We start from the raw sequence: 10,006 nt of genomic DNA, 5'->3' as shown, positions 1-10,006 counted from the left end.
TGCTCGCTCGGAATGCCGATCTTCTCGCCGATCGCCTGGATCGCCTGCTTCTTCGCGCCGCGCGCGATCTCGATGTCACTCTTGTACTCGGCCATGAGGGCTCTCCTCCCTTGTCTCTGTCTGTTCCAGCTTCCCGAACTCCAGCGTCGGGCTTTTGTCAAAATCCTGCGTCGCGGGCGGGTTGGTCTCGACCTAGGCCCGGCTACCAGCGGCACGGCTGGCCGATGTCAGCGTGTTCGACATGAGAAGGGCGATCGTCATCGGTCCAACGCCACCCGGCACAGGGGTGATGGCGCCGGCGGCAGGCAAGACCTCGTCATAGGCGACGTCGCCCACCAGGCGTGCCTTGCCGTTTTCGCCGGCGGGCAGCCGGTTGATGCCGACATCGATGACGATTGCACCGGGTTTGACCCAGTCGCCCTTGACCATTTCAGGGCGACCTACAGCTGCGACCAGGATGTCAGCGGTACGGCACAGGTCGGGCAGGTTCTTCGTCTTCGAATGCGCGACGGTCACGGTGGCGTTGGCGGCGAGCAGCAGGTTGGCTATCGGCTTGCCGACGATGTTGGAACGGCCGACCACAACCGCATTGAGGCCGGAAAGGTCGCGGCCAAGCGAACGCTCGATCAGCAGCATCGATCCGGCGGGCGTGCAAGGCACAAAGGCGGTTTCCAGTTCGCCGGCACCGAGCTTGCCGACATTGATGAAATGGAAACCGTCGACGTCCTTGTCCGGGGAGATAGTCTGGATGATGCGGCCGGCATCGATCTGTTTCGGCAGCGGCAACTGCACGAGGATGCCATGAATGGTGTCGTCGGCATTAAGCCGTTCGATCAGCGCGACGAGCTCTTCTTCGGATGTGTTGTCGGGCAGCGTGTGCTGGACCGAGTGGAAGCCACACTCCTTGGCTTTCCTTCCCTTGGAGGCAACGTAGACCTGACTGGCAGGATCTTCGCCGACGATGACGACCGCGATGCCTGGCTGTGTTCCGGTTCTTGCCATCAGCTCCTGCGTCGCCGTCTTGATGCCGGCGATCAGTTCTTCGGCGACAGCCTTGCCGTCGATGATCGTGCTCATGGAAAATCCTCTGTCAGTTCGATGCGAGCTGGGGGAGATCGCCGGTATCGAGACAGCCGGGCGAGGGGATATGTCCGAACCGCTGACGGCAATAAGAAAGCATCAGCCGCGCGCCACGCGCGTAGATGTCACCACTGTCGACCAGCGCGCCTTCCCGCGCCGCGGAAAGCACGACATTGACGGATTCGCGAATGCGAAAAGGCATGAGGTCGGTGCATTCCAGCATGGCGCCGAAGACGGCGGTCACCGGGATCGCGCAGCCTTCGACGAATACCGCAGGCTCCTGTGTACCACCGTCTCCTTCGAGCGCGTCCATGGCGTCCTGGAAGGCCTGGTGGAGGGTGATCGGGGCGTGGCCCTGGTGAAGGTCATGCAAAACTTTCGGCACGGCTGCCTCATCGTCTCGTGTCAGCTTTCGCGACGCCCGGGGGATGAATGTCAAACATCGATCCTTGCATCTTGGGAAAGATATTTGCACATAAGGAAAAGGCAGGCAAGGCGTGTTTCGGCGGAAATTGTCCGCCTTTCGACCATGAAAACGATGTCCGGAAACAGGGCGGTCCGCGCCACCGGAAAGAAAAAAGGCGGATCGCCCAGGGAGTGAAACGATCCGCCTGGAAACGACCTCAGGAACGCGGTCTGGTCTTCTGCGGGTCGTAGTGGGCAAAAGGAACGACGCGGGCAGGAAGGCGCTTCTGGTGGCCGTCGAGCTTGCCGATCTCGACTTCGGTTCCGACCTCGGAATGCGTGACGTCCACCCTTGCCAGAGCGATGTTCTTGCCGAGGATCGGCGAGCGCATGGAGGAGGTGACCACGCCGATCTGTGCCCGGCCGATATGGACGCAGTCGCCATGGCCGACATCGACATTGCTGTCGATTTCCAGGCCGACGAGCTTGTGGATCGGGTTCTCCTTTCGTCGGATCAGAGCTTCGCGGCCGATGAAGTCGTCTGTCTTCGACTTCAGCGGCACCGTGAACGCAATGCCTGCCTCGAACGGGTCGGTCTGGTCGGAGAATTCATAGCCAGCAAAAATCAGGCCTGCCTCGATGCGCACCATGTCGAGCGCCGCCATGCCCATCGGCACCAGCCCGTGCGGCTGGCCGGCCTCCCAGACCGCGTCGAAAACCTTCTCGGCATCGCGCGGATGGCACCAGATCTCGTATCCGAGTTCACCGGTGTAGCCCGTGCGCGAGACGACGATCGGCACTCCTTGGGAATCACCGATGCGGCCGATGGTGAAGCGGAACCATTCGACCTCGGCCAGTGCCGGCTGGTGCGGTGGGGTCCAGACAATCTCCTTGAGGATGTCGCGGCTCTTCGGCCCCTGCACGGCGATGTTGTGCATCTGGTCGGTCGAGGAACGGACCAGAACCTTCAGGCCAAGTTCCTCGGCTTTGTCGCGCAGCCATTGGCCGGAATAGTCATCGCCGCCGATCCAGCGGAAATTGTCCTTGCCGAGCCGCAACAAGGTGCCGTCGTCGATCATGCCGCCGTGTTCGTAGCACATGGCGGTATAGACGACCTGGCCGATGCCGAGCTTCTTCACGTCACGGGTGAGCGTGTATTGCAGCAGCGCTTCGGAATCCGGGCCGGTGACCTCGAACTTGCGCAGTGCGGAAAGGTCCATCACCACGGCCTTTTCGCGGCAGGCCCGATATTCCTGCAAGGGACCTTCCTTGGCGAAGGAATTGGCGAGCCAATAACCCTTGTATTCGATGAAATTGCGGGTGTGCTTGGCGAAGCTGGAATGGAAGGCGGTTTCGCGGGTCATCTTTGGCTCTGCGTCCGGGGTCACTCGTCTGGCAATCGCACGGGAGAATTTGTGCTGTCCGGAATAGGTCCGGACATGGATGTCGGTTAGGTTCCAGCCATTGGCTGGCGTGGTGTCGTCCGGACAGGCGGAAGACACGCAGACGATGTCGGTCAGTGCACGCAGCAGCACATAGTCGCCCGGCCGCGACCACGGCTCGTCGGAGAACATGACGCCGTGCGCGTCGATCCCGGTGTTGAAGAAGAAGTTCACTGCCATCCAGCCGCCGCGGGCCGTCACGCCATGCGGAGCCAAGGCACCGTTGAAGTTCTCCGAGCAGTTGATGTGACCCGGATAGCCGATGTCGTCGTAATATTTGGCATAGCAGGCCAGTGCGAAGGCATCATGGCGGCCGCAGGTATCCTGCACGACCTCGACCAGCGGTTCGAAATCCTGGTCGAAATATTTCGCATGCAGACCCGGCATCGGATAGGCATGGCCCATCAGCGAGCGCGTTGCGGTGACGTCGAGCGCGAGGTCGCGGCCCTTGTCGAGCTTGCGTGCCGAGAAGCACTGGAAGTCGGTGCACTGGCGGCCGTCGACGTCGATGATCTGGATGTAGTCGCCGGCCTTGACGAAGTAGGCTTCCGCCGTGCGCGACTTCACCCGGAGATCGAGCACCGGGTCGGCGAGCGGATCTGGCAGCTCGGACTTCCGCTTGCTGCGGATCGTCGCGCGCCGCACCATCACAACCAGCGGCGTTGCCGTATCATGTTCGTCCACGGCCATCGGGCCACCGGGCGCCGCGATGACAAGCGAGCCGTCGCGTGTCGCGGTGAAGCTTTCCTCGGTGCCCGCCGGCGTCACGCTGGAAAAGATGCGTAGCGCCTCGGCATTGGCCAGCTGCAGCTTCCGGCGTTCCAGCCCGTTACGCAGGCCACGCAGGCTGTCATCACCGCCAACCAGCAGGACCTTGAGGCCGGCGGCGTTGCTGTTGCTCTTGGCACCGATGATGCCGGTGTCGGCGCGGCCGGATGAATCGAAAGCAAGCAACTCGCAGGGCTGGCCGCCCTCGGCATTGCTGATGGTGATCCTGTCGCCCACCTCGATGTCGATGACGATGGCGCTGCCGCCCGGCACATGATAGCGCTCGAAGCCCGGCAGAAGCAGTCCGGGCTGGAAGATCAGGCTCGGCCGGGGTGGCCCGGCGACCACGGTGGGATAGGCTGTCTGCTGCATGACCACCTCACACGAATTTGCCCGTGTGTAAAATAATTTCAATGTAGAGAATACCTGTTTTGTCCTTCCACGCAAGTCTCGGTTTTCGACGGCGCGGGCAATCCACGGGATTTGGGGTCTCCTCCTTTCGTCCACTCCTGGCCACGGAAGCCAGGCGCGGCAAGCTTTGCCGGCGTCGCTCAGCATGAAGCTTATTGACAGGGGTGAAATCGCGTTATTATCATCCCAGTGAAAATTTTTTCGCTATGGAAATGAACTGGGAGGTGTTTCCGTATGAAAGCGCGCGTCGCCGTGATTGGAGCCGGCCCATCGGGCCTTGCACAGCTGAGAGCATTTCAATCCGCCGCGGAGAAAGGCGCCGACATTCCGGAAATTGTCTGCTTCGAGAAGCAGGCCAACTGGGGTGGTTTGTGGAACTACACCTGGCGGACCGGCCTCGACCAATATGGCGAGCCTGTCCATGGTTCGATGTACCGCTACCTGTGGTCGAACGGCCCCAAGGAGGGGCTGGAGTTCGCCGACTATTCCTTCGAGGAACATTTCGGCAAGCAGATCGCCTCCTATCCGCCGCGCGCCGTGCTCTTCGACTATATCCAGGGCCGGGTAAAGAAGGCCGGGGTTCGCAAATGGATCCGCTTCGAGACGGTCGTGCGCCTGGTCACGTGGAACGAAGAGACCAGGAAATTCACCGTTACCGTGCAGGATCTGCCGAAAGACCATTGCTATTCCGAGGAATTCGACAATGTCATCGTCGCCTCGGGCCACTTCTCGACGCCGAATGTCCCCGAATTTCCAGGCTTCGATCGCTTCAACGGCCGCATCCTGCATGCCCACGATTTTCGTGACGCCCGCGAATTCACCGGCAAGGACATCCTGATCGTCGGCACCAGCTATTCGGCTGAAGACATCGGCTCACAGTGCTGGAAATACGGCGCCAAGTCGATCACCAACTGCTACCGCACGGCGCCGATGGGCTTCGAATGGCCGGACAACTGGGAAGAGAAGCCGCTGCTGGAAAAGGTCGATATCAACACGGTCACCTTCAAGGACGGATCGACCAAGCGCATCGATACGATCATCCTGTGCACCGGCTACAAGCACCACTTCCCGTTCCTGCCCGACGACCTGCGCCTGAGGACCGCCAATCGGCTGGCGACCGCCGATCTCTACAAGGGCGTGGCCTATGTCCACAATCCGGCGCTGTTCTACATCGGCATGCAGGACCAGTGGTTCACCTTCAACATGTTCGATGCTCAAGCCTGGTGGACACGTGACGTCATCCTTGGCCGCATCAAGCTGCCTTCGGGCAAGCAGGAGATGATCGCCGACGTCGAGGACCGCGTGGCGCGCGAAGATGCCGGCAAGGATGCTCACGATGCGATCGAATACCAGGGCGACTACGTCAAGGAACTGATCGCGGAAACCGATTACCCGAGCTTCGACGTCGACGGCGCCAACCAGGCCTTCTTCGAGTGGAAGGAACACAAGAAGCACGGCATCATGGAATTCCGCAACCATTCCTACCGCTCGGTCATCACCGGCACGATGGCGCCGGCGCATCATACGCCATGGAAGGACGCTCTCGACGATTCCCTGGAATCCTATCTGCGCAGCGCTTCGCCTGTCGCCGCGGAGTGAGTTGGCCGATCGATACCTTCGCCTGCATGGCCAGCCGTGCAGCACAATGAAAGAAAAGGCCGGCTGCGGTATCGCAGCCGGCCTTTTCGATCGGTAATTCCGTTGCTCTATCGGTTGGCAGATGTTCCCGCAATCCGATCGGCCATCGCAGATCTCATGCGTGCCCGGCGATAGGCGTCGGGAATGGAAAGCGCCCAGACAAACAGGCCGCCGGCGTGGCGGCCGATGAAGGATTGGTCAGGCGTGGTCGTCATGTAGGTCAGCACCGAAAAGAACAGTACGAAGAACGCGAACACGAGTCCGCGCGGTGCCTCTCGAATGGCGACGTGGCCGGCGCCGGGCAAAACGATCGCCAAAGCCAGAACCAGATAGGGGTTGATCCGCTTGATCATTCTCCAGCTTCCATGGGCTCCGGAGTTCTCGTTTTCGCATTGGTGTCCGCAAGGGCTTCCGACAGCAACCGTGCTTCGGCAATGGCAGTGCGCATGAGATCGGGAGAAATTGCCTCGACGGGAAAACGGACCTGGCGCAGCAACAGGTGCGCGCCTCGATCGCCTTCGGCGGCCTGCCGGATGAGACGCACACCTTTCGCCGTGATGACGGCTTCCTTGACGGCGGGATTGCGGAACAGTGCCGAAAAGATGGAGCCGCTTCGCTCGATCTCAGCCGCCGTGGCGGTGCCATCGCCGCGCATCAGCATCGACGTATCCGTCTGCGGTGGCGGCAGCCAATCCGGCAGATCGTGGACCAGCGAGTAGAATTCGGCACCGGTCGGCCGCGACAGCGCACCGATCGAAGGCCGGTTCTGGGGTGAATGTTCGGTCAGCGTGAGCTTCAGCCAGAGTTGCGGCAGCCGGCGGCAGACGAGCGTATCGGCGACCAGCTCGACGCGAAGTCTCCGGCCATCCGAGAGATTTCCGTCGAGCGTGGGAAATCCATCACCTGCCAGGCGGATCCGGCTGTTCTCGAGAATGCCGGCCACGGCATCGAGAAGGCTGCGGCGCTGTTCGGCCAACTTGCGCTGGTCACGTATGGCGACCGCCGCCAGGGCCGCAACGGCAACTGCGGCAAAGAGGGCAAGGGCGAGGTTGGTGATCATCATGATGACCCAACGCCGCGCACCGGTCTGGCCGGCACGCGGCGTCCTTGTCTCAATAGCCGTTCGGGCGCGGCCAGGGCATGGTGAACTGGTCACCACGCTTGACGAAGCGATAGCGCCAGAAATGGAACCACAACGAGGCGATGATGTAGAAGCACATCATGGCGATGAGCTGCGTGCCGTAGCCGAGGAAGACCGCGACATAGGCGGTGGCGCAAAGCACCAGGAGCAGCAGTGCCGGGATCGGGTGGAACGGATGCACATAGCCGCGCTTGATCGTTTCCAGCGGCCATTTCTTACGGAACATCACCATGTTGAAGGTCATGAAGGTGTAGCCGAGCAGTCCGGACAGGATCGAGAAAGTCACCACCTGGTCGAGCGGAGCGCCGAGCGCGAAGATGAGTGCGATCGGCACCAGGAAGACAATCGACCGGTATGGCGTGCGGTAGGTCGGGTGCACGGCGCCAAACCAGCTTGGCAGATAGCGATCCCGGCCCATCGAGAACCAGGCGCGCGAGGCATCGTTGATGCAGCCATTGGCCGAAGCCAGCGTGGCGAAGGTGGTGCCGACGAAGAGCAGCATCATCAAGCCGGTGGAACCGGTGACACGGGCGGCATCGAACAGCGGCGTGCCGGCCTGGCCGAGATATTCCCATGGGATCAGGCCCGAGCACACATACCAGGTCAGGGTGGCGGCAATCAGCAGCGTCATGATGCCGGCCATTGTGCCGTAAGGCAGCGAGCGGGCAGGCGAGCGCACTTCTTCGGCCGCCTGGCAGGTGCCTTCGATGCCGAGGTAGTACCAGAGCCCGAAATGCAGGGCTGCAACGATGCCGACCCAACCATAGGGCAACGGGTCGCTGGTGATGGCGGAGAAGTCGAGTGGCACGGCGGAACCGCCGAACTGCACGGAAAAGAACAGCACGATGATCGATACGAAAGCGATCGCCGTGATGACAAGGTTGAAGGTCAGCGTTGCCAGCACGCCGCGGTAGTTCAGCCAGGCCAGGAACATGACGGCAAGGATGATGAAGGGCTTCTGGTTGAGGCCGGAATGGCCGAGCATGCCGGCGACCGTGTCGAGCAGGAAGCCGACGGTGATAGCGTTGGCGGCCTCCAGCATGGTGTAGGCCATGACCAGGAAGAGGCCGACATTGAAGGCCATCAACGGCCCGACAATGTGCTTGGCCTGGGCGTATTGACCGCCGGCCGCGGCGACCGTGGAGGTCACCTCGGAATCGATCATGGCGACGCAGGTATAGAGCAGGCCGGCCACCCAGCAGGCGACGAGACCGGCGATCATGCCGCCTTTGCCGACCGAGAAGTTCCAGCCCATATATTCGCCGACCAGCACGATGCCGACGCCCAGCGCCCAGACATGGGCCGGGCCAAGAACGCGCAGAAGCTGGAGCCGCTCGGGCGCGGCTGTCGAAGTCACATTTGCCATCGCCGTTTTCCCTAGATCGTGTGACGCTCGGCCGTGGCCTCGATCTCGCCTTCACGCGAAGAGGTCAGCAGGTCGTTGTCGTAGGTGGTGTCGATTTTGATCAGGTCGATCAGCATCAAGGCGCCGAACAGGGCGGATAGAGCCCAGGCGGCGTATTCGAGGATGTTCCAGATATCCATCGCGCGCTCCTATCGTTTCGGGCCGAAGCGTTCTTCGATGACTTCGCGATATTCCTTGTCGGACAGGCGCACGACCATGACGAAATAGCCGATGACAAAGACGGCCATGACGATCAATGCGACCCAGCTGAAGGAATAGTCGAAGCGGGCGGTGATGATGTCGCTCGCGGCGGCAGGGTCGGTGATGCCGAGCGCTGCCCATTGCTGCTGCTCGGTGGCGTTCTGGCCGAGCGCTTCCCAGGTCGGGTTGGCGATCGGCTGCGGCGTCTTGGCCGCTCCCGCCAGTCCCATATAGAGCGGGATGTAGAGTGCACCGACCGTCAGGACGAGAAGCACGAAGACGTCGAAGATCTGCCCTGCAAGGCTCTGTTTCGGAGGTTTGTAGGCCATAGGTGTCCCCTCAAGTCCGGCGTCTGCGCATCTCGTCGAGATGCTTCAGGTCGAGCCCGTAGATGAAGTGCTTGTCATCGCTGTAGTGGCGCAGCATCGCAACGATGGCGGCGGTGTTCAGGCCGAGAACGAGGATTGCGGCGACCGCCAGGATCACGCGGATTCCAGGCACTTCGATGTAGGGCCAGACGGTGAAAAGGGCGAACAGGATGGTCAGCCATATGGCTGCCACGAACGCTATCGCGCCAAGGCGGTCGCGGCCGTGCATCCGGTCTATTCTTTCGTCAAGGGTAGTCGAGCCAGCGTGCTGGCCAGATGTCGCATCCATGTTCCCCTCCCATGAGGCTGCGCGACTGCGGGGCATCATTGTTGATTTTGCAGAAAACTATTTGCCCAAGGGGAATATTTAGAAACTGCGACAAACTGTCAAGGAAAAGCGCATGTTGCGCCGCATCAGTTCGCTGCTGCGCTGCGAAAGGCAGTGCTTGCAATCGTCGGGAAGGCGTTGACGGGATCGGCTGGGGCCTATTGCGGACCCAGATGCGGGCCTCTGTTGCGCTCGCTGGCAAACAGCGCCACCGCCATGGCACGGTTGCGCACGTCCAGCTTGTCGTAGAGATTCTTAAGGTGATATTTCACCGTGTTCTCCGAGATGCCGGTGCGCGTGGCGATCTGCAGGTTGGTCCAGCCATCGGCCAGCACCGCCAGCAATTCGCGCTCTCGCGGCGTGAGCCGCGACAGCGGTGTATCGTTGATGCGCGAAACATCGACATAGGGAATGCAGATGCGTCCGTGGGCGACCGCGATCAGCGTGTCGAACAGGATGGCGGGATCATCGAACTGATAGCAGAAGCCCTGCACACCGAGACGCACGCATTGCTTGAGGATGGCGATGTCGTGGTCGTTGGAGAAGATGACGACGCGGGCATGCAGGTTGCGGCGCTGCAATTCGGAGAGCACGCCGCTTCCGTCCATGTCGGCAAGTTTCCAGCCAAGCACGGCAAGATCGAAGCCGGGTTCTCCCTGGGAGACTGCTTCGAGAAAAGCTTCGCCTGCCTGCACGGAGCCGACCATGTCGAAGCGGCTGTCGCGGTGGATCATGTCACCGAGTGCGGCGACGACCAGCGGATTGCGTTCCGCGATCAGGACCCTGAATTTCTTCTCTCCCGTCATGGGCGTGACATCG

General features: G+C 61.4%; 11 protein-coding genes. 1 reads left to right on the top strand and 10 read right to left on the bottom strand.

All coding sequences use genetic code 11. The features are described 5' to 3' along the window. Window positions 1-192 precede the first annotated feature (192 nt). The 3 genes from folD to ACFWYE_RS28245 form a co-directional block, all read right to left on the bottom strand. On the bottom strand, window positions 193-1,077 hold the full coding sequence (gene folD / locus ACFWYE_RS28255; protein ID WP_379115393.1) for a bifunctional methylenetetrahydrofolate dehydrogenase/methenyltetrahydrofolate cyclohydrolase FolD: 885 nt from the start codon (window positions 1,075-1,077) through the stop codon (window positions 193-195). A 13-nt stretch (window positions 1,078-1,090) separates the two neighbouring features. Continuing rightward, entirely contained in the window at window positions 1,091-1,465 is a 375-nt protein-coding gene (locus tag ACFWYE_RS28250; protein WP_379115392.1) for a hypothetical protein, read from the bottom strand. Between the two features lie 238 nt (window positions 1,466-1,703). Next, window positions 1,704-4,067 carry a DUF1989 domain-containing protein gene (locus ACFWYE_RS28245; RefSeq protein WP_379115391.1) on the bottom strand — a complete coding sequence of 788 codons (2,364 nt, stop codon included), beginning with the start codon at window positions 4,065-4,067 and terminating at the stop codon, window positions 1,704-1,706. A 273-nt stretch (window positions 4,068-4,340) separates the two neighbouring features. Here ACFWYE_RS28245 and ACFWYE_RS28240 point away from each other — a divergent pair, with 273 nt between their 5' ends. Then, window positions 4,341-5,705: an NAD(P)-binding domain-containing protein gene (locus ACFWYE_RS28240; protein ID WP_379115390.1), complete on the top strand. Its 1,365-nt coding sequence runs from the start codon at window positions 4,341-4,343 to the stop codon at window positions 5,703-5,705. Between the two features lie 107 nt (window positions 5,706-5,812). On the opposite strand, the gene ACFWYE_RS28235 is transcribed toward ACFWYE_RS28240, so the two are convergent. The 7 genes from ACFWYE_RS28235 to ACFWYE_RS28205 all read right to left on the bottom strand — a co-directional run bounded on the left by ACFWYE_RS28235 (window position 5,813) and on the right by ACFWYE_RS28205 (window position 9,993). Beyond that, window positions 5,813-6,097 (bottom strand): hypothetical protein, encoded by a 285-nt coding sequence (locus tag ACFWYE_RS28235; RefSeq protein WP_379115389.1) that lies wholly within the window; start codon window positions 6,095-6,097, stop codon window positions 5,813-5,815. Then, complete coding sequence (locus ACFWYE_RS28230) at window positions 6,094-6,807, bottom strand: hypothetical protein (protein ID WP_379115388.1); 714 nt, start codon at window positions 6,805-6,807, stop codon at window positions 6,094-6,096. The genes ACFWYE_RS28235 and ACFWYE_RS28230 overlap by 4 nt, the downstream gene beginning before the upstream one ends. 49 nt (window positions 6,808-6,856) lie before the next feature. Then, window positions 6,857-8,251 carry an APC family permease gene (locus ACFWYE_RS28225; protein WP_379115387.1) on the bottom strand — a complete coding sequence of 465 codons (1,395 nt, stop codon included), beginning with the start codon at window positions 8,249-8,251 and terminating at the stop codon, window positions 6,857-6,859. Between the two features lie 11 nt (window positions 8,252-8,262). Next, entirely contained in the window at window positions 8,263-8,430 is a 168-nt protein-coding gene (locus ACFWYE_RS28220; protein WP_379073285.1) for a hypothetical protein, read from the bottom strand. 9 nt (window positions 8,431-8,439) lie between these two features. Beyond that, a complete protein-coding gene (locus ACFWYE_RS28215) occupies window positions 8,440-8,820 on the bottom strand; it encodes a hypothetical protein (protein WP_101939711.1) in 381 nt (126 codons plus the stop codon). A gap of 10 nt (window positions 8,821-8,830) precedes the next feature. Beyond that, window positions 8,831-9,148 carry a hypothetical protein gene (locus ACFWYE_RS28210; RefSeq protein ID WP_379067116.1) on the bottom strand — a complete coding sequence of 106 codons (318 nt, stop codon included), beginning with the start codon at window positions 9,146-9,148 and terminating at the stop codon, window positions 8,831-8,833. Between the two features lie 197 nt (window positions 9,149-9,345). After that, the gene (locus tag ACFWYE_RS28205) at window positions 9,346-9,993 is read right to left on the bottom strand and encodes a LuxR C-terminal-related transcriptional regulator (protein ID WP_379072915.1); all 648 of its coding nucleotides are present in this window, start codon (window positions 9,991-9,993) and stop codon (window positions 9,346-9,348) included. Between the last annotated feature and the right edge of the window lie 13 nt (window positions 9,994-10,006).

The organism is Mesorhizobium sp. NPDC059025, assembly GCF_042739655.1.
Lineage (GTDB): Bacteria > Pseudomonadota > Alphaproteobacteria > Rhizobiales > Rhizobiaceae > Mesorhizobium.
This window is presented reverse-complemented; position numbering and strand designations above follow the sequence as displayed.

Bases quoted from the DNA above. Each gene is read 5' to 3' on its own strand.
- ACFWYE_RS28230 (WP_379115388.1), bottom strand. From the start codon at position 6,807: ATGATGATCACCAACCTCGCCCTTGCCCTCTTTGCCGCAGTTGCCGTT.
- ACFWYE_RS28215 (WP_101939711.1), bottom strand. From the start codon at position 8,820: ATGGCCTACAAACCTCCGAAACAGAGCCTTGCAGGGCAGATCTTCGAC.
- ACFWYE_RS28235 (WP_379115389.1), bottom strand. From the start codon at position 6,097: ATGATCAAGCGGATCAACCCCTATCTGGTTCTGGCTTTGGCGATCGTT.
- ACFWYE_RS28240 (WP_379115390.1), top strand. From the start codon at position 4,341: ATGAAAGCGCGCGTCGCCGTGATTGGAGCCGGCCCATCGGGCCTTGCA.
- ACFWYE_RS28225 (WP_379115387.1), bottom strand. From the start codon at position 8,251: ATGGCAAATGTGACTTCGACAGCCGCGCCCGAGCGGCTCCAGCTTCTG.
- ACFWYE_RS28220 (WP_379073285.1), bottom strand. From the start codon at position 8,430: ATGGATATCTGGAACATCCTCGAATACGCCGCCTGGGCTCTATCCGCC.
- ACFWYE_RS28210 (WP_379067116.1), bottom strand. From the start codon at position 9,148: ATGGATGCGACATCTGGCCAGCACGCTGGCTCGACTACCCTTGACGAA.
- ACFWYE_RS28205 (WP_379072915.1), bottom strand. From the start codon at position 9,993: ATGACGGGAGAGAAGAAATTCAGGGTCCTGATCGCGGAACGCAATCCG.
- ACFWYE_RS28245 (WP_379115391.1), bottom strand. From the start codon at position 4,067: ATGCAGCAGACAGCCTATCCCACCGTGGTCGCCGGGCCACCCCGGCCG.
- folD (WP_379115393.1), bottom strand. From the start codon at position 1,077: ATGAGCACGATCATCGACGGCAAGGCTGTCGCCGAAGAACTGATCGCC.